This window comes from Sphingopyxis sp. GC21, from assembly GCF_025727575.1.
Classification (GTDB): Bacteria; Pseudomonadota; Alphaproteobacteria; order Sphingomonadales; family Sphingomonadaceae; genus Sphingopyxis; species Sphingopyxis terrae_A.
Window position 1 is genome coordinate 3,681,341 of sequence record NZ_CP095845.1, and the last position, 24,322, is coordinate 3,705,662.

The following is a 24,322-nucleotide window of genomic DNA, read 5'->3' on the forward strand; positions in this document are numbered from 1 at the left end:
TTTCAGGGGCGGTCGAGCGGCTCGGTGCGCTCATACTGGATGCACCAGGCAAGCCCGGCGGCGGTAAAGCCGACCCAAAGCAGCGCACCGATCCACATGATGCCGTGCCAATAGGCAGGCAGCGCGATGAACAGCAGCGCCGCCGCCGCCGATGCGACCACAACCCGCGCATAGCTTTTGGCCGGCCGCTGCAGACGCGTTTCGACATGCTGGACCGCCGCGGCGAGCAGCACGAGCGCAAGCGCCATCGCGGGCAGGAACAGGCCGATTGCGTGATGGACGAACTGGATCGCGAACAGCAGGATGGCGCAGGCCCAGATCGCGATGCGCAGCCGGACGATCGCCTGGCGGCGCGGGTCGCTCATCCGCGCGCCTGCATCCGAGCGAGATAGCGCGCGAGGACGTCGATCTCGAGATTGACCGGACGTCCGACCGCCACTTCGTTCAACGTCGTCATCTCCTGCGTGTGCGGGATGATGTTCAGCGTGAAATGCGCGGTACCCTCCGGCTGGTCGGTCACATCGTTCACGGTCAGCGATATGCCGTCGAGCGTGATCGACCCCTTGGGTGCAATATGCGGCGCGAGCGATGCCGGCGCCTCGACGGTCAATTTGACGCTGTCGCCGACGGGATCGACCCCGACGATCCGGCCGACTGCATCGACGTGCCCCGTCACGATATGTCCGCCCAGTTCATCGCCGACGCGCAGCGCGCGCTCCAGGTTCAGACGGCGCCCTGCATCCCACATGCCCGGTGCGGTGCGCGCCAGCGTTTCGCCGCTCGCGTCGATCGCGAACCAGCCGCCGGGACCGTTGCTGCCGTCATCGACGCCCTTGTCGACGACGGTCAGGCACGCGCCCGAACAGGCGATGGAGGCGCCGAGGTCGATCGTGTCGACGTCATAGCCGGTGCCAATGACGAGGCGCGTGTCGCCGCGATCCTCGCGGCTGCGGATGGTGCCGATGTCGGTGATGATGCCGGTAAACATGGGGGCGGTCATTCCTTCCTGATGCGCTCGTAGACGTCGATCCGGTCGCTGCCAAGCATCCGACTGTCGGCCGGTCGCCAACGTCCGTGCGCGCCCGCCAGATCGCCGAGGCCGATGTCACCAAGCGCGCGGCGGCCGGCACCGATCAGGATCGGCGCGCGATAGAGAAGCAGCCGGTCGACGCGGTCGGCGGCAAGAAAGGCAGCCGCCGCCCCGGCGCCGCCCTCGACGAGCAGCGAATCGATCGGCAGCGCATCCACAGCGTCCGGCGCAGCGAGCGCGGTCCAGCCGTCGGGGGCATCGCCGTGCGTCAGGAGCAGGCGCTGCGGGCTCCGCGGCGCAAGTCCGGGCAGGCGGACGTCGAGTGTCGGCGCGTCGGCCTCGAAGGTACCGCGCCCGACCAGGATCGCGCCATGCCGCGCGCGTTCGAGATGCGCGTGCGCGCGTGCAGGGGCGCCGGTGATCCAGCGGCTCGAACCGTCGGCCATCGCGATGCAGCCGTCGAGCGAAGTCGCGAGCTTCAGCGTGACGAACGGCCGGCCGCGCGTCGCGCGCGACCACCAGGGGGCCATCGCCGCCTGCGCTTCACCGCAAAGCAGGCCGCTCTCGACCGCGATTCCTGCCGCGCGCAGCCGGGCGATGCCCTGTCCGTCGGTGCGCGGATCGGGATCCTGCGCGGCGACGACGACGCGTGGGATGCCAGCGGCGATCAGCAAGTCGGCGCAGCACGGGCCGCGGGTGCTCGCATGGGCGCAGGGTTCCAGACTGACATAGGCGGTTGCGCCGTGCGCGGCGTCGCCCGCCGCCGCCAGTGCCATCGCTTCGGCATGCGGCCGGCCGCCCGCCTGCGTCCAGCCGCGCGAGACGACGCGGCCGTTCTTGACAATCAGGCAGCCGACATTGGGGTTGGGTGCGGCATCGGGGCGCCCGCGCTGCGACAGCGCGATCGCCGCGGCCATCCACTCGGCATCGGCGCGCACCGGGGTCAGGGCTGGGTCGCGGGCGCCGCCGCGCCACGCGCTGCCCGCTCTGCGAGCGTCGAGCGCTTTGGCGGCTCGGGTTTCTTTTCGATGGCGTCGGCTTCCTTGCCCAGCGTCTCGCGCGTCACCTTCTCGGCTTCGCTGGCGTCATACTCGACCCCCATCATGTCCGCGAGCCGCTGGAATTCGGCGCGGCGCTTGGCGTTGGCGCGCGTCGTTTCCTTGGCGCGTGCCACCCAGTCGGCGCGTATCTCCGCTTCGCTGCGGTCGGCCTTCCAGTTTTCGAAATAGATGATCTGCGGCTTGGGCCTTTCGTAGGGCACAAGATATTTGGAAAAGCCGTAGAAGATCAGCAGCGGCAGCACGATCGCGAGGCCCCACACCGTCCAGCGGTGCGGGCGCGGTTCGCGGATGTAGGCCCAGAAATCCGACAGGCCGCCGCCGACATCCCAATTTTTGAGCATAGACATGGCGTCAATCTAGGCGATGTCGCGCCCATTTGCGAGGGGGTGTGCGCGCGGAGAGGATTGCATGCTTTGCATGCTATCGATGCCAACGATTGCAAATTTTGCAATGCCGGATGCTTATTTCGCAGTTGCACAATCAATTGTGCAGTGCAATATCACACTTGCCTTTTAGGCATCCTCTCCCAAAAACTTTCAAGGGTCGCCCTCGGGCGGCCCTTTTTTTTCGACCTTTTTGGTGGAGAAACGCGAATCGGCGACGTTCGGCGCGAACCGCCCACCTCAATCCTGAATGGGCAAGCGGGTTTCGAATCGCCGGACTTCGGCGATAAAGCTTCCCGGAAGCGCCGTCGGCTTGCCCGTATCGAGGTCGAGATGGGCGTAGCTGATCTCGATATCGGTCAGCCGTTCGGCGGCGCGAAATATTGCACAGTGGAGCGTGAAACTCGTCCGCCCGAAGTGGCTGACGCGCGCCGCGATGGTGATCAACTCATCGAGCCGGGCCGGCGCGTGATAGTCGATTTCGCTATGTACTTCGCGGATATCTGTACCATATTGGTGAAAATAGGGGCCCGGCTGCCCTTCGCCCAGCGCGCGAAAATATTCGGTCACGCCGATGTCGGCGTAGATCAGATAATTGCCGCTGAAGACGATATTCTGGCCGTCGATCTCGTTGAAGCGGACGCGCACATCCTGCTGGACGCGAAAATCGGCGCGCGGGACTGACCAGTTGGCCCGGTCCATGCCGCGCCCCTCAGGCCGCGAGCGCGGCGACGCCGCGATCGATCGGCGCGCAGGCGGCGGCCAGCCATTCGCGGTCGGCGGCGACCATCCCTGGCGACAGCTTCTCGACCACCTCGGCATGATAGGCGTCGAGCCAGTCGGCCTCGGCGGGCGACAGCATCGCCCCGACGATCAGATTGCGCGCGATCGGCGCGAAGGTGATGGTTTCAAAGCCCAGCATATCCTCCTCGGCCCCCTCGATCCGGACGGGTTCGACCACCACCAAATTCTCGATGCGGATGCCGAAATGGCCCGCCTTGTAATAGCCGGGCTCGTTCGACAGGATCATGCCCGCGTGGAGCGGCTCCTCGGTTCCTGCCTGCCCGCCGGCGGGCTTGGCAATTCGCTGCGGCCCTTCGTGGACCGCCAGATAGGCACCGACCCCGTGGCCGGTGCCATGCGCATAATCGACCCCGTCGGCCCACAGATACTGGCGCGCGAGAATGTCCAGCTGGCTGCCGCGCGTCCCCTTGGGAAAGCGCGCGGTTGCGAGCGCGATATGCCCCTTCAGCACCTGGGTGAAGCGGCGGCGCATTTCGGCACTGGGTTCGCCGATCGCGATGGTGCGCGTGATGTCGGTCGTGCCATCGGCATATTGCCCGCCCGAATCGACGAGATAGAGCGTGCCCGTCTCGATCGCGCGATTGGTCGTTTCATCGACCTTGTAATGCGGCAGCGCGCCGTTGGGACCGGCGGCCGAGATGGTATCGAAGGACAGATCCTTCAAAACGCCGCTTTCGTCGCGAAAGGCGCGCAATTTCGCCGCCGCGCCAAGTTCGTCGAGCTCGCCCTGCGGCGCGACCTCTTCCATCCATTTGAGGAAGCGCGCGACCGCGACGCCGTCGCGGACGTGCGCGGCGCGGGTTCCGGCAAGCTCGGCGCTGTTCTTGATCGCCTTGGGCAGCACCGCCGGGTCGCGGTGGCGCGCGATCTTTGCGCCCGCGCCTTCAAGCGCGGTGAAGATTGCAGCGACCGCGCGGTCGGGGTCGACCGCGACACGCTTGCCCGCCAGTGCGGCGAGCGCAGGATCGAAGGCGGTGCGGTCGTGGATGCGCACGCTGTTGCCGAGATGCGCGCGCACCGCGTCGGTAATCTTTTCGGGCGCAACGAACAGGTCGGCGGTGGCGTCATCGTGGAGCAGCGCAAAGGCAAGCCCGACGGGCGTGTGGCTGACGTCTTCGCCGCGGATGTTGAAGGTCCAGGCGATCGAATCGAGCGCGGTCATCACAGTGGTGTCGAGCTCCTGCGCCTTCAGCCAGTCGGCGATCACGCCGCGCTTGTCGGCCGCCGACTGCCCCGCCTGCTCGGTATCATAGACGGCGATCGGCGCGGCGCTCGGCGCCGGCTGGTCGTCCCACACTGCGTCGATGGGGTTGCTGTCGACTGCAATCAGGCTGGCGCCCTTCGCGGTCAGCGTCGCCGCCAGGCCACGCGCCCAGTCGATGCCGTGCAACCAGGGGTCATAGCCGATCTTCTGCCCGGCGCTGACATTGGCGCCCAGCCATTCGGCGACGCTCGACTGCGGCACCCCGACATAGTCATAAAGCGATCCGTCGACCTGGTCGCGCACCTGCACCGTATAGCGGCCGTCCACGAACACCGCCGCCTTCGCCGGCAACACTGCGGCGGTTCCGGCCGATCCGCCGAAGCCGGTCAGCCACGCCATGCGCTGTGCGTAGGCGCCGACATATTCGCTCAAATGCTCGTCGCTGATTGGCACGACAAAGCCGTCGAGGCCCCGGCGCGCGAGTTCGGCGCGCAGGCGGGCGAGGCGGTCTGCATGGTCGGGGGTGGACATGCGCTGTTCCTTGTTTCTACATCGCAGCCAATTCCTGCCCGACCGGGGCGACGCTGCGGGGGTTTTCTTGATGCGCGCTATTTGGATGTTTCTGGCCGCAATTACCACCCCGCTTGTCGCGCCCGGCAGCGCGTTCGCCGAAGAGAAAGAGACGATATTGACCACCAGCCCCGCCGCCCCGGTCGCCGACAGGCGGCCGCACGAAGTCACGCTGCACGGCAAAACGCTGTCCGATCCCTATTTCTGGCTCCGCGACCAGAGCTATCCGGTGATCGATGACGCGGACATCCTCGATTATGTGAAGGCCGAAAACGCCTATTTCGATGCGGCGATGAAGCCGCACGCGAAGCTGGTCGAGACGTTGTTTCAGGAGATGAAGGGGCGCATCAAGGAAGCCGATTCGTCGGTGCCGCAGAAGGACGGCGACTGGCTCTATTGGGTCGAATTTGACGAGGGCGCCGAATATAAGAAATGGTATCGCAAGCCCGCGTCCGGCGCGGGCCAGACCCAGCTGATCCTCGACGAGGTCGCGATGGCGCAGGGCAAGGAATATTTCCGCCTCGCCGAACTGTCGATCAGCCCCGACGGCCGGCTGATGGCCTATTCCTTCGATGACAATGGCTCCGAACGCTTCGAGGCGCGCATCCGCAATCTCGAAACGGGCGAACAGCTGCCCGACGTTATCCCGGGCACGCTGTCCTCGCTCGTCTGGACGTCGGGGAACGACGCAATCCTCTATGGCCTCGCGAACGAGAATTGGCGCACCGACAATGTCCGGCTGCACAAGCTCGGGACGAGTGTTGCCGACGACAAGCTGCTCTACAAGGAACCCGACATCGGCTTCGGGGTGGGGATCGGCAAGACCGCCGCCGACAATTATATCGTGATCGCGACGGGCGATAACGAGACGAGCGAGGTCTATCTTCTCCCCGCCGATAACCCGGAAGCGCCGATGCAACTGGTGTCGGCGCGCCAGAAGGGCCGCGAGTACAGCGTCGATGAGCGCGACGGCACGCTCTACATCCACACCAATGACGTGCATCCCAACTTCCGCATCGCCACCGCGAGCGTGAAGGATCCGGGCAGGTGGACCACGCTGATCCCCGGATCGGATCATAGCTACATCACCGGCCTGTCGATATTCCGCGACTATTTCGTCATCGAAGCGCGCGAGGACGGGCTCGATCAGGTCGATATACGCCGCTATGACGCGCCGCTGACCCCCGGCCGGATCAAATTTCCCGAGGCGACCTATGTGGCGGGCCTCGGTGACAATCCCGAATATCATCAGGACAAGCTGCGGCTCGATTATGAATCGATGGTCACCCCCGACACGGTCTATGATTATGATCTGGCGACCGGAACGCTCGAAACGCTCAAGGTGCAGGAAATCCCGTCGGGTTACGATGTAACTCAATATGTAACCGAATGGGTTAATCTTCCGAGCCGCGACGGCAAGACGATGATCCCCGCCTCGCTCGTCTACAAAAAGGGCACCAAGCTCGACGGCAGCGCGCCGATGCATCTCTATGCTTATGGCTCGTACGGCTATCGCGTCCCGCCGGGCTTTTCGACCACGCGGCTCAGCCTCGTCGATCGCGGCATGATCTATGCGATCGCGCATGTCCGCGGCGGCGACGATCTGGGCCGCGGCTGGTATCTCGCGGGCAAGACGACCGAGCGCAAGAACACGTTCAACGACTTCATCGATGTCGCGAGGGGGCTGATCGCGAAAAACTACACCAGCGCCGGCAGGATTTCGGTCGAAGGCCGCTCGGCGGGCGGGCAGGTGATGGGCGTGATCTATAACGAGGCGCCCGAGCTGTGGGGCGCGGTGCTCGCGGGGGTTCCCTTCGTCGATGTCATCAACACGATGGTCGACGAAACGCTGCCGCTGACCCCAGGCGAATGGCCCGAATGGGGCAATCCGGTTACCGACAAGGCGGCGTTCGATTATATGCTGAGCTACAGCCCCTACGACAATGTGACGGCGAAAGCCTATCCGCCGATGCTGGTGTCGGCCGGCCTCAACGACCCGCGCGTGACCTATTGGGAGCCCGCCAAATGGGTCGCCAAGCTCCGCGCGACGCGCACGAACGACGCGACGCTGCTGCTGCGCACCAACATGGGCGCGGGCCACGGCGGCAAATCGGGCCGCTGGGGCGCGCTCCACGAAGATGCCGAGGAATATGCCTTCGTGCTGACGCAGTTGGGGGTGGAGAAATAGGGGGGAAGATGGTCGAGCTTCATGAAACCGCAGTCTCGCTAGGTTTCTTTGGCGACGATCTCGATCCGGCCGACATTTCCAACCGGCTTGGAGCAACGCCAACCTTCAGCGTTGCGAAAGGTGCCAAGTGGAAGACGCCCCGCGGCAGTGAGCGGATCGCTCGCACCGGATCTTGGAGGCTGCAGGTACCGAGATCGATTCCCGGCGACTTGCCGGGCCAGGTAGAGGCCATTTTCGCACCGCTGACCCGCGATACGGCCATTTGGCAGGAACTTGCTGCACGCTTTGCTGGGCGCCTCTTCTGCGGCCTCTTCCTTGAAGAGAGAAACGAAGGTTTGCGGATATGTTCCCAGACGTTGGCCGAAATAGCAGATCGCGGCTTGTATCTGGATCTTGATATCTACGCGCCCGAGGGTAGCAAAACCCATCAGGTGGCTGACAAATAGCCCCGCGCCACCAACTCGCGCTCCAGCGTCGCCGCATCGACGAACCGGTGCCCCGCGATGCCGACCGCCTTGGCGCCGGCGATATTGTGTGCGACGTCGTCAATGAAGAGGGCGCCAGCGGGATCGATGCCGAATCGCTCGATCGCAAGGGCGTAGATGGCGGGGTCGGGCTTCATCAGCTTCTCGGTACCCGAGACGATGATATCGCGGAAGCGGTCGAACACCGGCTGGGTCGGGCGGAAGCCTTCCCAGAATTCATGTCCGAAATTGGTGATTGCAAACAGCGGCACCCCCGCGTCGTCGAGCCGCTCGACCAGTTCGAGGCTGCCGGGAATCGGCCCCGGAATCGTCTCGTTGAAGCGCGCCGCATAGGCGTCGATCAGGGGCGCATGCGCCGGATATTCAGCCTTCAGTTCGGGCAGCATGTCGGCGAGCGGCCGGCCCGCGTCGTGCTGGAAATGCCACTGCGGCGTAACGACGTTGGTCACGAACCATTCGAGCTCGCCCGCATCGTCGATCATCTTCGCGAACAGGTAGCGCAAGTCCCAGTCGAACAGGACGCGGCCGACATCGAAAATGACGCACTGGCGAATCATGGCTGCTCCGGACACGCGAAAGCGCCGCCGGAAGCATCCGACGGCGTTACGCTTACTCGCAAATGCGCGGGGACACGCGGTCCCGGCAAGGCATTTAGCCCTGGCGCGCCTTGAAGCGGCGGTTGGTCTTGTTGATCACATAGGTGCGGCCACGGCGGCGGATAACGCGGTTATCCCGGTGGCGGTCCTTCAGCGACTTCAGGCTGTTGCGAATCTTCATTGGTCTGTTCCGTAAATCTTGGCGTTGTTACGCGAAGCGGCGCAACTATGGGGAAGCGGGTGAAAAGTCAACCGCCCCCGTCCTTAATTTCGTCATCCCGGACTTGATCCGGGATCCGCTATTCCGGCGCTGTGGGAATGGACCCCGGATCAAGTCCCGGGCGACGAAGAGGGGGCGTAAAATTTCACCCCGCCAGCGCCTTCTGCCGCCGCCGTTGCACCGACGAGCCATAGCCCATCGCCTCGCGATATTTGACCACGGTGCGCCGCGCGATGTCGTGGCCTTCTGCCGACAGCTTCTGTGCGATCGTCTCGTCGGACAGGATCGCCTTGGGGTCTTCGGCCTCGATCATCGCCCTGATCCGGCTCTTGACCGCTTCGGCCGACACCGCGCCGTCGCCCTCGGTCGCCGAAATCCCCGACGAGAAGAAATATTTGAGTTCGAACAGGCCGCGCGCGCAGGAGAGATATTTGTTGCTGGTAACGCGGCTGACGGTCGATTCGTGCATCCCGATCGCCTCGGCCACCTGGCGCAGTGTCAGCGGGCGCATATGCGCGACGCCGTGGAGGAAAAAGCCCTCTTGCTGCTTCACAATCTCGCTCGCGACCTTGACGATCGTGCGTTGACGCTGGTCGAGGGCGCGCACCAGCCAGTTGGCCCCCGCGAGCTGTTCGGATAGCCACGCCTTGCTCTTGGCCGCGGCGTCCTTTGCCAGTTCGGTATAATAGCGGCGATTGACGAGCAGCCGCGGAAGCGTGCCGCTGTTTACCTCGACCGCCCATCCCTTTGCGGTCTGGCGGACATAAAGGTCGGGCACGACCGCCTGCGTCGCGGTGCCGCCGAAGCGCAGACCGGGCTTCGGGTCATAGGCGCGCAATTCGCGGATCATGTCGGCCAGATCCTCGTCATCGACGCCGCAGATGCGCTTGAGCTGGGGGAAGGCGCCCTTCGCCACCAGGTCGAGATGCGCGATCATCGTCGCCATGGCGGGATCGTAGCGGTCGGCCTCGCGCGCCTGGATCGCGATGCATTCGGCAAGGTCGCGCCCGCCGACACCCGAAGGGTCGAAGCTCTGGACGCCCGCGAGCACGGCCTCGACCAGCGCGAGTGGCACGCCGAGCCGCTGCGCCAGCTCGGCGAGCTCGGCGCGCAGATAGCCCGCCTCGTCGATCAGCGCGACGATCTGTTCGGCGACCATCGCCTCGATGCCTGAAAAACGTTCACCGACCTGGGCGAGCAGATGGTCGTAAAGCGTGCCGTCGTCGCCCGCGAAGCTGTCGAAATCGATGCCCTCGCCATCGCCCGACAGCCCCACCGAATCGCTCGCGCTGTCGTGGTGGAATCGTTCCTCGGCAAAATCGACGTCGAGATCGTCGGCGGTACCCGCTTCGGACGACAGCGCCAGGTCGGTGTCGACGGGCGGGCCGTCGGACGGCGGCGCTTCGTCGCCGCCTTCGTCATCGCCCGGTTCGCGGTCACCCGGCGTCGCATCGAGCAGCGGATTGCCTTCGAGCGCCTCGGCCAGATAGGCTTCGAGTTCGAGGTTCGACAGCGCGAGCAGCTTGATCGCCTGCTGCAGCTGCGGCGTCATCACCAGCGATTGCGACTGGCGTAAATCGAGGCGTGGACCCAACGCCATCGGCGACTACCGCATCAAAGCGAAAAGCCCTCGCCAAGATACAGGCGGCGGACCTCTGGGTCGGCCACCAGCTCGGCGGGCGATCCGGCAAGCAGCACCTTGCCGTCGTAGATGATGCAGGCGCGGTCGACGAGGTCCAGCGTCTCGCGCACATTATGGTCGGTGATCAGCACGCCGATGCCGCGCGTCTTGAGGTCGGCGACAAGGTCGCGGATATCGCTGATCGAAATGGGATCGATGCCGGCGAAGGGTTCGTCGAGCAGCATGATCGACGGGTTGGCCGCGAGCGCGCGCGCGATTTCGGCGCGTCGTCGCTCGCCGCCCGACAGCGCCATCGCCGCCGCGCTGCGCAGCCGGGTCAGGCCGAATTCGTCGAGCAGCTCGTCGAGCCGCTGCTGGCGCGCGATCTTGTCGGGCTCGGCGAGTTCGAGCACCGCGGCGATATTCTGTTCGACCGTCATGCCGCGAAAGATCGAGGTTTCCTGCGGCAGATAGCCAAGGCCCAGGATCGCGCGGCGATACATGGGAAGCGCGGTGATGTCGGCGCCGTCAAGCATGATGCGTCCAGCGTCGGGTTTGACCAGCCCCATGATCGAATAGAAGCAGGTCGTCTTGCCCGCGCCATTGGGACCGAGCAGGCCGACGACTTCGCCTTTGGCGACCGACAGCGACACGTCCGACAGGACGGTGCGCTTGTCATAGCTTTTGGCGATCGAAATAACCGCCAGCCCGTTGCCCGCCGCGGCGTCCTGCTGGACGTGCGCGGTATGCTCGGCGACGCCGTGATTGGTGTCGGAAAGCGTGCCGGCGGTGGACTGGTCGGTCATAGGATCTTCGGTTCCGTTCTGGGTTCCTGTCGCTGCCCCCTTGCGCGCGTTACCCCAGCGACGCAGCGAAGGTCAATCTGGCAAGATTTTTGCAGGCAGATGAGCGGTCAATGCGCCGCCTGCGGCCCGCGTACGACTCCCGACGCCGCAAGCTGACCGTCGATCGCGGCCATCAGCCTCGCGAGCGCCGCTTCGTCCTTCGCCTCGGCGCGGGCGACGAGAACGTCCTGCGTGTTCGATGCGCGCAGCAGCCACCAGCCGTCGTCGGTCAGCACGCGCGCGCCGTCGGTGCGGTCGACCGTTGCGCCCGCCGCGGTCAGCCGCGCCAGAACCTCGTCCACAATGGCGAATTTGCGCACCTCGTCGACCTGGAAGCGCAGTTCGGGGGTGTTGACCATCGCGGGCATTTCGCCGCGTAATTGCGTCACGCTCTTGCCGAGCTTCGTCGCCGCCTCGATCAGCCGGACCGCCGCGTAGGGCGCGTCGTCATAGCCGTAATAATGGTCGGCGAAGAAGATATGCCCGCTCATCTCGCCCGCCAGCGGGCTGCCGGTTTCCTTCATCTTCGCCTTGATCAGGCTGTGTCCGGTCTTCCACATCAGCGGCTTGCCGCCGAGTTCGGCGACCCGGTCGAACAGCGCCTGACTGGCCTTCACATCAGCGATCACCGTCGCCCCCGGCCGTTCCTTCAGCACTGCGGCGGCATAGATCTGCAGCAGCTGGTCGCCCCAGATCACCCGGCCTTCGCCGTCGATCGCGCCAATGCGGTCGCCATCTCCGTCGAATGCGACGCCGAAGTCGAGCTTCTTTGTCGCGACGAGCGCCTTCAGGTCGGCAAGGTTCTTTTCCTCGGTGGGATCGGGATGGTGATTCGGAAAATGGCCATCGATATCGGTGTAGAGGAGATGATGTTCGCCGGGCAGGCGCGCGGTGAGCTTTTCGATCACCGTGCCCGCGGCTCCGTTGCCCGCATCCCAGCCGATGCGGAAGGCGCCGCCGGCAAAACCTTCGACCAGCCGGTCGACATAGGCATCGACGATGTCGATGCTCTGCGCCGTGCCTTCTCCCCCCGGGTTGACGGCTTCCCAGTCGCCTGCCGCGGCCATTTCGCCGATCCGCTGGATATCGGCGCCGAAGAAGGGGCGGCCCTGAAACACCATCTTGAAGCCATTATAGTCGGGGGGGTTGTGGCTGCCGGTTATCTGTATACCGCCGTCCACATCTTCGGTTGATGCGGCATAATAGAGCATCGGCGTCGGCCCCAGCCCGACATTGAGCGCGTCGATGCCCGCAGCGTTGATCCCGGCGATCAGCGCGTCGGCGAGCATCGGCGACGACAGCCGTCCGTCATAGCCGACCGCCACCCGCTTGCCGCCGGCACGTGCGATCAGCGTCGCGAAGCTGCGCCCGATGGCATGGGCGTCCGCATCGGACAGCGTGTCGCCGACCACCCCGCGAATGTCATATTCGCGCAGCATCGTCGGGTGGAATCGATGGGTCATGGATGCCTCTCGGGAGGATGGAGGGTCAGGCGACGGCGAACAGGTCGCCGTCGGGGTGGAGCCGTTCGCGCTGCGGCAGGTTCAATCCCGCCATCGCCTCGCGCAATTCCTGCCGCGCGACGACATGACCGATCCCCATGCCGCCGAGATGCGCCTTGTCGAGCAGGGTGAGGCCGGCCGGGAACAGCTCGCGATAGATCACGCGCTCGCCCAGGCCCGGAATGACGCGAAAGCCGACGCGCCGCGACAATTGGTTCAGCGCTTCGCCGACTCGGCGCATATTGTGCGCGTCGACGTGCTGCAGACGGTTGCGCAGGATGATCCAGTCGATCGTCCGCCCGTCGCTTTTCGCCCGCGCCTTGCGCGTGTCCCAGATCAGTTCGGAGTAGAAGCTGGGTCGGGTGACCTGAAAACTCTCGGGGTCGACCTGACCGATCAGGTCGAAATCGATGAAGCTGTCGTTGATCGGGGTGACGAGCGTATCGGCGGTGGTTGCAAGGTGGCGGGCGAACACATCGTCGCGGCCGGGCGTGTCGGCGACGAAATAATCGACCCCGTCGGCCAGCCGCGCGACCTGTTCGTCGAGTTCCTCGACTGTCGTGCCTTCGAACACCTCGAACTGTGGCATCGGCAGGTCGATCCCGCGGCGCTTGGCGGTGTTGGTGCGGTTTTCGAGATAGCGGTGGAAGGTGCGCTGGCGCGGGTCGAGGTCGATCCCCGCGACGCGCCAGCCTTGGCTCGCCAGCGCGACCGCGAAATGCACCGCGCAGGTCGATTTGCCCGTGCCGCCCTTTTCATTGGCGAAGATGATCCGGTGCGGGGGGGCTTTCGTCATGACCGTTGCGATTTTCCTGTTGGCGCGGCATGGCAGCCGCATGAAGGGCGTATTGGCGCCGCCAATATCGGAGGCAGGGCAAGCGTGCAAATCATCCGTGACATCGCCACGCTCCACCGCGCGGTCGCGGCGCTGAAGCAGGGCGGCAAGAGCGTCGCGCTGGTGCCGACGATGGGCGCGCTGCACGCCGGGCATCTGTCGCTCGTCCGCATGGGCCGCCGCGTTGCCGACCATGTCGTGGTGTCGATCTTCGTCAACCCGACCCAGTTCGGCCCGAACGAGGATTATGCCGCCTATCCGCGCGACGAGGCGCGCGACGCCGCGCTGCTGGTCGAGGAAGGCGTGGCGCTGCTATGGGCGCCCGATGTCGCGACCATGTATCCGGGCGGCCATGCCACGCATATCGAGGTGGCCGAACTCGGCGCCGACTATTGCGGCGCGGCGCGGCCGGGGCATTTCGACGGCGTCGCGACCGTCGTCGCCAAATTGTTCAACCAGGTGCGCCCCGACGTCGCCATCTTCGGCGAAAAGGATTGGCAGCAGCTGGCGATAATCCGCCGCATGGCGCGCGACCTCGATTTCGCGCTCGACATATTCGGCGCGCCGATCGCACGCGATGGCGACGGGCTCGCGCTGTCGTCGCGCAACGCTTATCTGTCGCCCGAACAGCGCGCCGCCGCGGTGGCTTTTCCGGGCGCGCTCAAGGCCGCGGTGGCGGCAATCGCGGGCGGTGCCGATGTTGCGAAGGCGCTGGCCGATGCCGAGGCGGCAATCGTCGCGGGCGGGTTCGACAGCGTCGATTATGTGGCGCTCGCCGACGCCGAAAGCCTCGAAAGATTGACGATCTTCCGCGCGCCGGCACGGCTTCTGGCGGCGGCGCGGATGGGAAAAACGCGCCTGATCGACAATTATGCGGTCGATTGATCAAACGAAAAATTGGCGGATTTTTGTCATTTTCTCCGCCTATCGCCAAAAAAATCACCGCGCCATTAACGCTTTGTTGACCATAAGCCGCAAGGTTTGACCCCGAAGTCTCCATGTGGGGTGGAGGCGACAGGGGGTTATCATGGCTAACAGTCTGAAGTCTGCCCAGTATCTGATCGAAAGCCGACTGCTCGATGCGGCGCGCGGCGATGCCAATGCCTATTTCGACCTTGGCGTGGCCTTCTCGACCGGCACCGGCGGTGTCGATGTCGATCTGATCCAGGCGCATAAATGGTTCAATCTTTCCGCGCTCGGCGGCAATATCGAAGGCCAGCAGTGCCGCGCCGACGTTTCGGCCGAAATGAGCCGCGACGAGATCGCCGAGGCGCAGCGCCAGGCGCGCGCATGGCTCGACGAAACCGCCCGCCGCCCGGCGGCGCGTCGTTACGCCGCCTGATTCCTCAGCGGCTCCGCCGGAACGGCATCTGCCCTTCCAGCCATTGCATTTCGCTTTCCTCGGCCGCCCGTTCGCGTTCCAGAAAGTCCGCGACCGCGCGGCGGAAGCCCGGATCGGCGATGAAATGCGCCGACCAGGTCGCAACGGGGGCATAGCCGCGGGCCAGCTTGTGCCCGCCCTGTGCGCCGGCCTCGACCCGCGCGAGACCGCGCGCGATCGCAAGGTCGATGGCGCGGTAATAGCATAGCTCGAAATGCAGATAGGGAATGTCGATCAGGCATCCCCAATAGCGGCCATAAAGCGTGTCGGCGCCGATCAGGTGCATCGCGCCCGCCATCGGCCGCCCATCCTGCCACGCGATGCTCAGCAACACCTTGTCGGCCATGCGCGCACCCATCATGTCGAACGCCGCGCGCGTCAGATAGGGATGCCCCCATTTGCGCGCGCCGGTGTCCTGATAAAAGGCCCACATCGCGTCCCAATGTTCCGGGCGGATCGCGTCGCCGCTGACATCCTCGATTCGCAGACCCTGGACCGCGCGCGCGCGTTCCTTGCGAAGCTGCTTGCGCTTTGCCGAGGTCAGCGTGGCGAGGAAATCGTCGAAATCGCGATAGCCGCGATTGGCGAAATGGAACTGGATGTCGCGGCGCAGCAGCCAGCCCGCCGCCTCGAACAGCGGCATCTGGTCGGGCGCAACGAAGGTCGCATGCGCCGACGACAGGTCGTTCTGCCGGACCACCGCCTCGGCTGCGCGCAGCAGCAGCGTCGCATCGTCGGCCTCGGCCGCGAGCAGTCGCGGTCCGGGCACGGGGGTGAAGGGCACCGCGATCTGAAGCTTGGGATAATAAGCGCCCCCGGCGCGCTCCCACGCGTCGGCCCATATATGGTCGAAGACATATTCGCCCTGGCTGTGCGTCTTCAGATATGCGGGCGCCGCGGCGACGAGCCGGCCCGCACCGTCCTCGACCAGCAAGGGCGCGGGCTGCCATCCGGTCCCCGGCCCAACGCTTCCCGATTCTTCGAGCAGCGCCAGAAAGGCATGACCGACGAAGGGATTGCCGCCGCCCGCCAGCGCGTCCCACGCCGCCGCATCGATCGCGGCGACGCCGGTGCCGAGCGACAGGGTGCGGGTGGGCGGGTCAGCCTCGGCCACGATGGGCTTACGCGGGCTTCACCGCGACGATCGCATCGACTTCCACCGCCGCGCCGAGCGGCAGCACCGACACGCCGACGGCGCTGCGCGCGTGGCGGCCGGCTTCGCCGAACAGCGATTCCATCAGCTCGGACGCGCCGTTCGCGACCTTGGGCTGCTGTGTGAAGGCGGGGTCGCTGTTCACGAACACGCCCAGCTTGACGATCTTTTCGACCCGCGACCAGTCGCCGTCCAGCGCCTTGCCGATCTGGGCGACGAGCATCAGCGCGCAGCGCCGCGCGGCGTCATAGCCGCTTGCCTCGTCGGTGTCGGCGCCCAGCCGCCCGGTCACGACCTGCCCGTCGCGGAAGGGAAGCTGGCCGCTGATATGCAGCAGCCCGCCCGCCTCGACGACGGGGACATAGGCGGCAACCGGCGCGGCGGGTTTGGGAAGCTCGAGGCCGAGGTCGGCGAGCTTGGCGGCAATATCCATGGTGATTCCTTCTGTCTCGTTTGGGGGGATTATACGGCTTCCGGCGCCGGGGCCGGAGCCTTTTCGGCAAGCCGCGCCAATATCCAGTCCTGCGCCGCCGCCCAGTCGTCGATACGGGCATGGGCATGGCGCGCGGCGGGTATCTTGTCCGCGATCGCCGGCTCGCCGACCATGTGCAGGCGCCACACGTCGGGCGCCTCGATCGCGACCGAATGATGATGGTTTGCGAGATCGTCGATAAATACCGCGACCGGCGGCCGGCGCTCCTCGATCAGCGCGCGCACCGGCTCGCCCTTGCCGCCGCGGCTGCCGATCACCGGTGCATCGAAGCCAAGGGCCGCAAGCTGCGCCATGCGCGCCGCCTGATGGTCAGGGCCGACATTGGTCAGCACGACGATGTCGGCATAGCGCGCGATTTCGGCCATCGCGGAAAGCGCGCCGGGAATCGGATATTGGCGCGGCATTTCGGTGCGGAAAAAGCCGTCGAGCAGCGGCCAGACCTCGGCCGCTTCCAGCGGCGTGCCGCATTCCTTGCGCTTCAGCGCGCCGGCGAAGCTCGTATCTTCCATGCGAAAGATCACGCCATGTTCCTCGTCGACCCACTGCGCGAACGGAACGACCATGTGCATCAGCACCTCGTCGCAATCGGTGATGACGAGCGGGCGGGTCATTGCATTGGTCCTTCCAGTCCTTCGAGGCGGCGCGCGGCGGCGGCCAAGGCTTCGGCGTCTATATCGAGTGCTTCGGCGCAGGCGACAAGGTCGGGTTCGTGCGCGGCGAGAAAGCCGAGGATCGCCGCCAGCGTTGCGCGATCGCCCAGCGCGGCGCGCAGCCTCTCGGGCGACAGGCCGGTCATTCCAAGCAGCCGTTCGGCCCGCGGCTCGTCGGTCAGGATCCAGCCGAGCGCGTGCAGCGCCAGCGCCGCGTCGCCGTCATTCACGCCGAAAATCCTTCCCTGCGAAGCAATTGTGTCGCGCCGCCGATTCGCCTAAACCGGCCGCGGACGCAAGCGGGGAAAGCTTCAACATCATGGGAAAGACCGTTCTGGTCGTCGAGGATAATGAGCTGAACCTGCGCCTGTTCTGTGACCTACTCAACGCCCATGGCTATAGCGCGCACCCGGTGCGCGACGGCCGCGATGCGCTCGCCAAGGCGCGCGAAATAGCGCCCGACCTCATCATCATGGACATTCAGTTGCCCCACGTCAGCGGGCTCGAATTGATCGGCCAGATGAAGGCCGACCTGACGCTGCGCGCGGTACCGATCATGGCCGTCACAGCCTATGCCGGGAAGGGCGACGAGGAACAGATTCGCGCCGCGGGTGCCGAGGCCTATGTCTCGAAACCGATTTCGGTCATCAAATTCATCGAAAGTGTCGGCGCTTTCGCCTGATCCTGGTGTCGTGGCACCTGCCAAGGTAGCTCAGCGATTCGGCGGTATGAACCCGGCCGATCGAGTCGGGCCCGCAAGATCGGCGATCGTTCGCTCGAGGCATAGCATGCGGGTGTAGCCGCGCGCTGACAGCCGCATCGCCTCTGTCGCATGCGCCAGCACCGGCCGCCCCGGTTCGCCTGGTGTCGCGACTGCTTCCAGCAGCTCACCCTCGATCGCGGCATTGGTGCCTCGTTCCCGTGCCTCTTTACAGCATACCAACCAGTTGGTATGTAGACGTTCATGACCGCGACTCACTCTTCGTCCGACCCGGCTGCGGCCCCTCGCGCACCGCGTGGCAGCGCGCGCGACAGGCTGATCGCCGCCGCGCATCAGGAGGTGCGGCGTCAGGGCTATGCCGCGACCACGGTCGACCAGATCTGCGCCGCCGCCGGCGTGACCAAGGGCGCCTTCTTCCATCATTTCGAATCGAAGGAGGCATTGGCGGTCGCCGCGGCCGAAGCCTGGACCGAACGGGCACGGCCGATGTTCGACATGCTGCCGCATACGAAACTGGACGATCCGCTCGACCGGCTGCTCGGCCATATCGATTTTCGCTTTTCGCTGCTGCACGGCCCGGTCGACGGCTTCACCTGCTTCGTCGGGACGATGGTGCAGGATGCCTATGCCACCAGCGAGCCGATCCGGCTGGCGTGCGAGGCGAGCATCGCCGCCTATTGCGAGGCGCTTGCCCCCGACATCGAAGCCGCGATGCAGGCCTATGGCGCACCCGCGGGGATGAGCGCGCTCGATCTCGCGCGGCATATCCAGTCGGTGCTGCAGGGCGGCTTCGTTCTGGCCAAAACCACCAACGACCCGGCGATTGCCCGGGAAAGTGTCGCGCATCTGACGCGTTATGTCCACATGCTGTTCGGGCGGACCTGACGAAAAATCCCCCCAGGAAGAGGAGTGCCGCCCATGTCCAAGATGATTTTCGTCAACCTGCCGGTTCGCGACCTCGCGAAATCCATGGCCTTCTATGAAGCGCTCGGCTTCACCAACGAACCGCGCTTCACCGACGAGACTGCGGCGGCGATGGTCTGGTCCGACAGCATTTTCGTGATGCTGCTGACGCACGAAAAGTGGAAAAGCTTCACCGATCGTCCGATCCCGCCGACGAGCGCCAGCGAGGTGTCCCTCGCGCTCGCGATGGAGGACCGCGAGGCGGTCGACGCGATGATAGCCGCCGCCGCGGCGCACGGCGGCACCGCCGACATCAACCCGGTGCAGGATCATGGCTTCATGTACGGCCGAGACCTCCTCGACCCCGACGGCCATGTCTGGGGGCCGTTCTGGATGGACCCCGCCGTCGCGAACGGCGAGGCGGCTGTCCAAGCCGCCGGCGCCTAGGCCGCGCGCGCGAGGAGAGAAGCGATGCCCGTCGATCCCGAAGCGCCGATTATCCTCTCGGTCTTTGAAGCTTCGCCAGACCGCGGGCGCGGTCTGGCGCGCGACATGCCCGTGAGATGGGCACTCGAAGAGGCGGGGCTCGCCTATCGCGTCCGTCCGCTGCCTTTCGCCGCCATGAAGCAGCCGGATCATGTCGCGCGTCAGCCATTCGGTCAGATTCCCGCCTATGAGGAGGACGGCCTCGTCCTGTTCGAATCGGGTGCGATCGTGCTGCATATCGCTACGCGGCATGCCGGCCTGCTGCCCGACGACACCCATGTCCGTGCGCGGGCCATCAGCTGGATGTTCGCGGCGTTGAGCACGGTCGAGCCGCCGATCGTCAACTATGCAATGGCGTCCTTGGTGGAACGCGACAGCGACTGGTACGAACGGCGGCTGCCGATGCTCGTCGATGCGGTCGACGCGCGGCTCGCCGCGCTCGCGATGCGGATAGGCGATGCCGAATGGCTCGAGGGAAATTTCACCGCTGGCGATCTCATGATGATCGCCGTGCTCCGCCGGCTCAAGGCGTCCGGGTTGCTCGATGGGCACCCCCGGCTCGCCGCCTATGTCGCGCGCGGCGAGGCGCGACCAGCCTTTCGGCGCGCCTTCGATGCGCAGTGGGCTCTATTCGCCGATCGGTCCGAAACAGAAGGAGTCTCGTCATGAGCTTTCAGGCCTATCTCGACAATGTCGAGGCCAGGACCGGCAAGTCGGCCGAGGCGCTGCGCGCGCTCGCCATCGAACGCGGCCTTGCCGACGCGGGCGGGCTTGCTGCGGGCGTCAAGGCCGGCGCGGTGGTCGACTGGTTGAAGCAGGATTTCGGGCTCGGCCATGGGCACGCCATGTCGATCGTCGCGTTCATCAAGGGCAAGAGGGAGTAGGGCAATGGGCGTCAAATCCGATGCGGCGATCGAAATCACCGCTTTCGACTGGGTACCCGATTTCGCGCGCGGCTTCGTCCGCGACCTGCGTCCGCGCTGGGCGTGCGAGGAAATGGGCGTCGATTATGCCGAGCGGCTGATCAGCGCGGTCAACCGGCCCGCGGATCATTTTCTCGACCAGCCGTGGGGGCAGGTGCCGGTGCTGCGCGACGGCGATGTCCGCCTGTTCGAAAGCGGCGCAATCCTGCTACATCTCGCCGAAAAGGACGCCGCGCTGCTGCCGCGCGACGCGCAAGGGCGCGCGACGGTGACGAGTTGGCTCTTCGCCGCCTACAACAGCGTCGAACCGCTGATGTTCGAACTGTCGAACATAGAGATTTTCGCGGCGGGCGAGGAATGGGCACGGCTGCGCCGTCCCGGCCTGCTCGAATTCATTCGCACCCGGCTCGGCAAGCTTGCCGAGGCGCTGGGCGACCGGCCGTATCTCGCGGGCGACTTCAGCGTCGCCGATATCGCGATGGCGACGGTGCTGCGCGAAGGCATAGAAGCGGGCGTCGTTGCCGAACATCCTCGGCTCGAAACCTATCTCGCGCGCTGCCTCGATCGCCCCGCCTTCGGCCGTGCGCTCGCGTCGCAGCTCGCAGCCTTCACCGAGGAGCCGAGCGCCGCATGACCTGATCCCCCTGGAAAGAAAAATGGAGAGAGACGATGACCTATGTCGAAGGCTTTGTGCTGGCGGTGCCTGCCAATGCGAAGGACGCCTATCGCGACCATGCCGCCGATGCGGTGGCGCTGTTCAAGGAATTCGGCGTCCGCCGCCATGTCGAATGCTGGGGCGATGACGTCCCCGTCGGCAAGGTCAACGACTTCCGCACCGCGGTGCAGGCAAAGGAAGGCGAGGAGATCGTCTTTTCCTGGTTCGAATATCCCGACCGCGCGGCGCGCGACGCCGCGACCGAAAAGATGATGAGCGATCCGCGCATGCAGGCGATGGGCGCGGCGATGCCCTTCGACGGCCAGCGCATGATCGTCGCGGGCTTCGCCTCGATCGTCGAGGAGGGGCTGGGCGGCCCGATGGGGTATACCGACGGCTTTCTGGTCGCGGTTCCGACCGCCAATCGCGACGCCTATCGCGCGCTCGCCGAAAAGGCCGCGGTCGTCTTTCTCGACCATGGCGCGACGCGCGTCCTCGAATGCTGGGGCGACGATGTGCCCGACGGCAAGGTCACCGACTATCGCCGCGCGGTCCACGCCGGAGCGGACGAAAATATCGTGTTCAGCTGGATCGAATGGCCCGACAGGGAAACGCGCGTCGCGGGTTGGGACAAGATCATGGCCGACGATCGCATGCGGCACGACCCGGCCGACCAGTGTTTCGACGGCAAGCGCATGATCTACGGCGGCTTCGCGCCGATTCTCGACGCCTGACCTCAGCGCCTTTCCTTCCCCAGATGTGAAACGGAGAATGATGATGACGAACCCCAAGGGCAGCTTCATCTGGTACGAACTGATGACCGGCGATCCCGACGGCGCGGCACGCTTCTATGGCGCCGTCGTCGGCTGGACGATTGCGGGCGCCGCCGATCCCGCGGCGCCCGGCGGGGTCGATTATCGCATGATCGGGCGCAGCGACGGCGGCAATGCCGGCGGCATGCTGGCGCTCAATGCCGATATGCTCGCGGGCGGTGCCCGCCCCGGCTGGCTCGGCTATCTCTACACGCCCGACGTCGATGCGGCGGTCGCCGCGATCGTCGCCGACGGCGGCGCGGTCCATATGCCCGCGACCGATCTTCCGGTCGGCCGCATCGCGATGGTCAGCGATCCGCAGGGCGCGCCCTTCTATGTCATGAACCCCGCTCCGCCGCCGGGCATGGAGGGCATGACGAGCGACGTCTTTTCGGTGACGGAAGCGCAGCATGTCCGCTGGAACGAGCTGTCGACCGACGACCCCGACGCCGCGATCGCCTTCTACCGCCGCCACTTCGGCTGGGGGCAGGAGGGCGCGATGGATATGGGCGCGATGGGCAGCTACCGCTTCCTGCAACTCGGCGACATCGGCATCGGCGCGGTCATGCCGCGCATGCCGCAGATGCCGGTATCCGCCTGGACCTATTATATCGGCGTCGACGACATCGACCGCGCGCTGACCGCCGTTGCCGCCGAGGGCGGGCAGCTGCTCAGTGGGCCGCATGAAATCCCCGGCGGCGAATTTTCCGCAACCGGGCTCGACCCGCAGGGCGCCGCCTTCGGCCTCGTCGGCCCGCGCCGCTGAACCCTAAAGAAGGGAGAGAGACGATGGAGAATCAAGGACCGACCGGCGGACTGACCCCGCATATCGCGATCGCCGACAAGCGCGCGAGCGAGGCGATCGAATTTTACAAACAGGCGTTCGGCGCCGTCGAACAGGTGCGCATGCCGGCCGAGGACGGTGTGCGGCTGATGCACGCGCATCTGCTGCTTAACGGATCGTCGCTGATGATGCACGACGATTTCCCCGAATATTCGGGCGAGGCGATGGCCGCGCCGTCGGGCGTGACGCTGCACCTGCAGGTCGACGATGCCGACCGCTGGTACGACCGCGCGATCGCGGCGGGCGCGACGTCGGTGATGGCGCCCGACAACATGTTCTGGGGCGACCGTTACGCGCAGGTGAAGGATCCCTTCGGCCACCTCTGGTCGATCGGCCATCCGCTGAAGGGAGACGAATGATGGGCAAGCCCCCCGTGACGCTGTGCCTCTGGTACGACAAGGACGCCGAGGAAGCGGCGCAATTTTACGCCGCGACCTTTCCCGACAGCGCGGTCGGACCGGTTCACCGCGCCCCCGGCGATTTTCCCGGCGGCAAGCAGGGCGATGCGCTGACGGTCGAGTTCACCGTTCTGGGCATCCCGTGCGTCGGGCTGAACGGCGGCCCGATCTTTCCGCACAGCGAGGCCTTTTCCTTTCAGGTGTCGACCGAAACGCAGGAAGAAACCGACCGCTATTGGAACGCGATCGTTGGCAATGGTGGCGCTGAAAGCGCGTGCGGATGGTGCAAGGACAAATGGGGCCTCAACTGGCAGATCACCCCGCGCGTTCTGATCGAAGCGACGACGAGCAGCGACAAGGGCGTGGCCAAACGCGCCTTTGATGCGATGATGACGATGAAAAAGATCGACATCGCGGCGATCGAGGCGGCGGTGCGGGGCGACGCCGTTGGCGCGGCGTAACCCCTTCCTCTTCGCCTGGGCGCTCTGCGGCACGCTCGACATCCTCTATGCTGCGGCGTGGAGCGTGCTGGCGGGCAGCGATCCCGGGCGGATGCTGCGCGGCGTCGCCAAGGGCCCCTTTGGCGACGGTGCTGCCGACTGGGGCGCGGCGGGGGCGCTCGCCGGGCTCGTCACCCATTACGCGATCATGGCGGCGATGGTCGGCGTCTGGTTCGCCGCGGCGGCGCGAATCCCCGCGCTGCGCAGGCTGTGGTGGCTCAGCGGCACACTTTACGGTGTCATCCTCTATCTGGTGATGAACGCTATCGTGCTGCCACTGCGTTTCGGAGCCCCGTTTCCGCCTGCCGATCTCGCCCGGGGCGCGATCGCATTGTTTCCGCATATCGCCTTCATCGGCCTGCCGCTCGCTTGGCTGTCGATGGAGCAGGAGAATGACCGATGATCCTATATGGCCACCCCTTTTCCTCCTATACGTGGAAGGCGCAGATCGCCTTTTACGAAAAGGAGGTCGCGCACGAATTTCGGGCGATCGAAACCGCGCCGCCCTTCACCAATTATGACGAACTGCGGGCGCATTGGCCGGTCGGGCAGTTTCCGCTGATCGTCGATGACGGGCGCCAGCTGTTCGAGGCGAGCATCATCGCCGAATATCTCGATCAGCGCTCCGACGCCGGCCCGCGGCTGATTCCCGCCGATCCGCGGGCGGCGCTCGAGGTGCGCTTCCTCGACCGGATATTCGACAATCATTTCCAGGCGCGCTTTCAGGCCGCGGTCGCCGAATATCTGCCCTTCATCACCGAAACGCCCGATCTGGCCCGCGTCGCCCGCGCGCGCGATCAGCTCGAACAGGTCTATGGCTGGCTCGAGGCGCGGCTCGGCGATGGCGACTGGGCGACGCCCTACGGCTTCACGCTGGCCGATTGCGCCGCGGCGCCAGCGCTCTTCTATGCCGACTGGGTGCATCCGATCGATCCCGCCCACGCCAAATTGCGCGCTTACCGCGCGCGCCTGCTCGCGCGGCCGTCGGTGGCGCGCTGCGTCGAGGACGCGCGGCCCTATCGAAGCTATTTCCCCCTCGGCGCCCCCGACCGCGACTGA

At 65.7% G+C, this 24,322-nt stretch carries 33 protein-coding genes and 1 pseudogene; 17 read left to right on the plus strand and 17 right to left on the minus strand.

Annotated features, from left to right (window positions below; all coding sequences use genetic code 11):
* Positions 1-2: 2 nt before the first annotated feature.
* From MU856_RS17770 to MU856_RS17795, 6 genes are all read right to left on the minus strand, one after another.
* Positions 3-365, minus strand: a complete 363-nt coding sequence (locus tag MU856_RS17770) for a hypothetical protein (protein ID WP_062901266.1) — start codon at positions 363-365, stop codon at positions 3-5.
* A complete protein-coding gene (locus MU856_RS17775; RefSeq protein ID WP_263589000.1) occupies positions 362-988 on the minus strand; it encodes a riboflavin synthase in 627 nt (208 codons plus the stop codon). Before MU856_RS17775 ends, MU856_RS17770 begins: the two co-directional genes overlap by 4 nt.
* An 8-nt stretch (positions 989-996) precedes the next feature.
* Positions 997-1,947, minus strand: a complete 951-nt coding sequence (ribD, locus tag MU856_RS17780) for a bifunctional diaminohydroxyphosphoribosylaminopyrimidine deaminase/5-amino-6-(5-phosphoribosylamino)uracil reductase RibD (protein WP_062903051.1) — start codon at positions 1,945-1,947, stop codon at positions 997-999.
* Between the two features lie 26 nt (positions 1,948-1,973).
* Positions 1,974-2,438, minus strand: a complete 465-nt coding sequence (locus MU856_RS17785) for a hypothetical protein (protein WP_234179347.1) — start codon at positions 2,436-2,438, stop codon at positions 1,974-1,976.
* A gap of 276 nt (positions 2,439-2,714) precedes the next feature.
* Positions 2,715-3,176, minus strand: a complete 462-nt coding sequence (locus tag MU856_RS17790; RefSeq protein WP_186401384.1) for an acyl-CoA thioesterase — start codon at positions 3,174-3,176, stop codon at positions 2,715-2,717.
* A gap of 10 nt (positions 3,177-3,186) precedes the next feature.
* On the minus strand, positions 3,187-5,013 hold the full coding sequence (locus tag MU856_RS17795; RefSeq protein ID WP_263588117.1) for an aminopeptidase P family protein: 1,827 nt from the start codon (positions 5,011-5,013) through the stop codon (positions 3,187-3,189).
* A 70-nt stretch (positions 5,014-5,083) separates the two neighbouring features.
* Here MU856_RS17795 and MU856_RS17800 point away from each other — a divergent pair, with 70 nt between their 5' ends.
* Both MU856_RS17800 and MU856_RS17805 read left to right on the plus strand, forming a co-directional pair.
* The gene (locus tag MU856_RS17800; RefSeq protein ID WP_263588118.1) at positions 5,084-7,240 is read left to right on the plus strand and encodes a S9 family peptidase; all 2,157 of its coding nucleotides are present in this window, start codon (positions 5,084-5,086) and stop codon (positions 7,238-7,240) included.
* 8 nt (positions 7,241-7,248) lie between these two features.
* A complete protein-coding gene (locus tag MU856_RS17805; protein ID WP_217372944.1) occupies positions 7,249-7,686 on the plus strand; it encodes a DUF4279 domain-containing protein in 438 nt (145 codons plus the stop codon).
* Here the strand turns inward: MU856_RS17805 and MU856_RS17810 are convergent.
* The 6 genes from MU856_RS17810 to MU856_RS17835 form a co-directional block, all read right to left on the minus strand.
* Positions 7,668-8,282, minus strand: a complete 615-nt coding sequence (locus MU856_RS17810) for an HAD family hydrolase (protein ID WP_217372945.1) — start codon at positions 8,280-8,282, stop codon at positions 7,668-7,670. The two genes, MU856_RS17805 and MU856_RS17810, sit on opposite strands and share 19 nt — an antisense overlap.
* 94 nt (positions 8,283-8,376) lie before the next feature.
* Positions 8,377-8,502 carry a type B 50S ribosomal protein L36 gene (ykgO, locus tag MU856_RS17815; protein ID WP_003046794.1) on the minus strand — a complete coding sequence of 42 codons (126 nt, stop codon included), beginning with the start codon at positions 8,500-8,502 and terminating at the stop codon, positions 8,377-8,379.
* 184 nt (positions 8,503-8,686) lie between these two features.
* Positions 8,687-10,141 carry an RNA polymerase factor sigma-54 gene (gene rpoN, locus MU856_RS17820; protein WP_263588119.1) on the minus strand — a complete coding sequence of 485 codons (1,455 nt, stop codon included), beginning with the start codon at positions 10,139-10,141 and terminating at the stop codon, positions 8,687-8,689.
* A 14-nt stretch (positions 10,142-10,155) separates the two neighbouring features.
* The gene (gene lptB, locus MU856_RS17825) at positions 10,156-10,968 is read right to left on the minus strand and encodes an LPS export ABC transporter ATP-binding protein (protein ID WP_062901258.1); all 813 of its coding nucleotides are present in this window, start codon (positions 10,966-10,968) and stop codon (positions 10,156-10,158) included.
* Positions 10,969-11,075: 107 nt separating this feature from the next.
* Positions 11,076-12,470, minus strand: coding sequence for a phosphoglucomutase/phosphomannomutase PgmG (pgmG, locus tag MU856_RS17830; protein ID WP_234179343.1), 1,395 nt, complete (start codon positions 12,468-12,470; stop codon positions 11,076-11,078).
* 25 nt (positions 12,471-12,495) lie between these two features.
* Positions 12,496-13,305, minus strand: coding sequence for a division plane positioning ATPase MipZ (locus MU856_RS17835; protein WP_234179341.1), 810 nt, complete (start codon positions 13,303-13,305; stop codon positions 12,496-12,498).
* 84 nt (positions 13,306-13,389) lie between these two features.
* Between MU856_RS17835 and panC the strand changes: the two genes are divergently transcribed.
* A complete protein-coding gene (gene panC, locus MU856_RS17840) occupies positions 13,390-14,229 on the plus strand; it encodes a pantoate--beta-alanine ligase (RefSeq protein ID WP_263588120.1) in 840 nt (279 codons plus the stop codon).
* 142 nt (positions 14,230-14,371) lie between these two features.
* Positions 14,372-14,686 (plus strand): sel1 repeat family protein, encoded by a 315-nt coding sequence (locus MU856_RS17845; protein WP_003046750.1) that lies wholly within the window; start codon positions 14,372-14,374, stop codon positions 14,684-14,686.
* 4 nt (positions 14,687-14,690) lie between these two features.
* Here the strand turns inward: MU856_RS17845 and MU856_RS17850 are convergent, their stop codons facing one another.
* From MU856_RS17850 to MU856_RS17865, 4 genes are read right to left on the minus strand one after another with little or no spacing between them, the layout of a single operon-like run.
* Complete coding sequence (locus MU856_RS17850; protein ID WP_263588121.1) at positions 14,691-15,839, minus strand: GNAT family N-acetyltransferase; 1,149 nt, start codon at positions 15,837-15,839, stop codon at positions 14,691-14,693.
* Positions 15,840-15,846: 7 nt separating this feature from the next.
* On the minus strand, positions 15,847-16,311 hold the full coding sequence (locus MU856_RS17855) for a RidA family protein (protein ID WP_003046743.1): 465 nt from the start codon (positions 16,309-16,311) through the stop codon (positions 15,847-15,849).
* Between the two features lie 29 nt (positions 16,312-16,340).
* Positions 16,341-16,982: an HAD family hydrolase gene (locus MU856_RS17860; RefSeq protein ID WP_263588122.1), complete on the minus strand. Its 642-nt coding sequence runs from the start codon at positions 16,980-16,982 to the stop codon at positions 16,341-16,343.
* A complete protein-coding gene (locus MU856_RS17865; protein WP_263588123.1) occupies positions 16,979-17,251 on the minus strand; it encodes a DUF3572 domain-containing protein in 273 nt (90 codons plus the stop codon). The genes MU856_RS17860 and MU856_RS17865 overlap by 4 nt, the downstream gene beginning before the upstream one ends.
* 89 nt (positions 17,252-17,340) lie before the next feature.
* Between MU856_RS17865 and MU856_RS17870 the strand changes: the two genes are divergently transcribed.
* Positions 17,341-17,703 (plus strand): response regulator, encoded by a 363-nt coding sequence (locus MU856_RS17870; RefSeq protein ID WP_003046733.1) that lies wholly within the window; start codon positions 17,341-17,343, stop codon positions 17,701-17,703.
* A 30-nt stretch (positions 17,704-17,733) separates the two neighbouring features.
* On the opposite strand, the gene MU856_RS17875 is transcribed toward MU856_RS17870, so the two are convergent.
* Positions 17,734-18,075 carry a hypothetical protein gene (locus MU856_RS17875; RefSeq protein WP_412072802.1) on the minus strand — a complete coding sequence of 114 codons (342 nt, stop codon included), beginning with the start codon at positions 18,073-18,075 and terminating at the stop codon, positions 17,734-17,736.
* Between MU856_RS17875 and MU856_RS17880 the strand changes: the two genes are divergently transcribed.
* The 12 genes and pseudogenes from MU856_RS17880 (at position 17,986) to MU856_RS17935 (ending at position 24,322) form a co-directional block, all read left to right on the plus strand.
* Complete coding sequence (locus tag MU856_RS17880; protein WP_263588124.1) at positions 17,986-18,627, plus strand: TetR/AcrR family transcriptional regulator; 642 nt, start codon at positions 17,986-17,988, stop codon at positions 18,625-18,627. The genes MU856_RS17875 and MU856_RS17880 overlap by 90 nt on opposite strands.
* Before the next feature lie 33 nt (positions 18,628-18,660).
* Positions 18,661-19,092: a VOC family protein gene (locus MU856_RS17885; protein ID WP_062901249.1), complete on the plus strand. Its 432-nt coding sequence runs from the start codon at positions 18,661-18,663 to the stop codon at positions 19,090-19,092.
* 24 nt (positions 19,093-19,116) lie between these two features.
* The gene (locus MU856_RS17890; protein ID WP_062901248.1) at positions 19,117-19,800 is read left to right on the plus strand and encodes a glutathione S-transferase family protein; all 684 of its coding nucleotides are present in this window, start codon (positions 19,117-19,119) and stop codon (positions 19,798-19,800) included.
* A complete protein-coding gene (locus MU856_RS17895) occupies positions 19,797-20,015 on the plus strand; it encodes a DUF4287 domain-containing protein (protein ID WP_062901247.1) in 219 nt (72 codons plus the stop codon). Before MU856_RS17890 ends, MU856_RS17895 begins: the two co-directional genes overlap by 4 nt.
* Positions 20,016-20,019: 4 nt before the next feature.
* Positions 20,020-20,688 (plus strand): glutathione S-transferase family protein, encoded by a 669-nt coding sequence (locus MU856_RS17900; protein WP_062901246.1) that lies wholly within the window; start codon positions 20,020-20,022, stop codon positions 20,686-20,688.
* A 35-nt stretch (positions 20,689-20,723) separates the two neighbouring features.
* Positions 20,724-21,020: pseudogene (locus tag MU856_RS17905) on the plus strand (DUF1428 domain-containing protein); the annotation flags it as partial.
* 69 nt (positions 21,021-21,089) lie between these two features.
* Positions 21,090-21,443, plus strand: coding sequence for a DUF1428 domain-containing protein (locus MU856_RS17910; RefSeq protein ID WP_234179376.1), 354 nt, complete (start codon positions 21,090-21,092; stop codon positions 21,441-21,443).
* 43 nt (positions 21,444-21,486) lie between these two features.
* The gene (locus tag MU856_RS17915; protein ID WP_062903049.1) at positions 21,487-22,287 is read left to right on the plus strand and encodes a VOC family protein; all 801 of its coding nucleotides are present in this window, start codon (positions 21,487-21,489) and stop codon (positions 22,285-22,287) included.
* Positions 22,288-22,310: 23 nt separating this feature from the next.
* Positions 22,311-22,724 (plus strand): VOC family protein, encoded by a 414-nt coding sequence (locus MU856_RS17920; RefSeq protein ID WP_062901245.1) that lies wholly within the window; start codon positions 22,311-22,313, stop codon positions 22,722-22,724.
* A complete protein-coding gene (locus MU856_RS17925) occupies positions 22,721-23,224 on the plus strand; it encodes a VOC family protein (RefSeq protein ID WP_263588125.1) in 504 nt (167 codons plus the stop codon). The genes MU856_RS17920 and MU856_RS17925 overlap by 4 nt, the downstream gene beginning before the upstream one ends.
* Complete coding sequence (locus tag MU856_RS17930; protein WP_062901243.1) at positions 23,211-23,666, plus strand: hypothetical protein; 456 nt, start codon at positions 23,211-23,213, stop codon at positions 23,664-23,666. The genes MU856_RS17925 and MU856_RS17930 overlap by 14 nt, the downstream gene beginning before the upstream one ends.
* Positions 23,663-24,322: a glutathione S-transferase family protein gene (locus MU856_RS17935; RefSeq protein ID WP_263588126.1), complete on the plus strand. Its 660-nt coding sequence runs from the start codon at positions 23,663-23,665 to the stop codon at positions 24,320-24,322. Before MU856_RS17930 ends, MU856_RS17935 begins: the two co-directional genes overlap by 4 nt.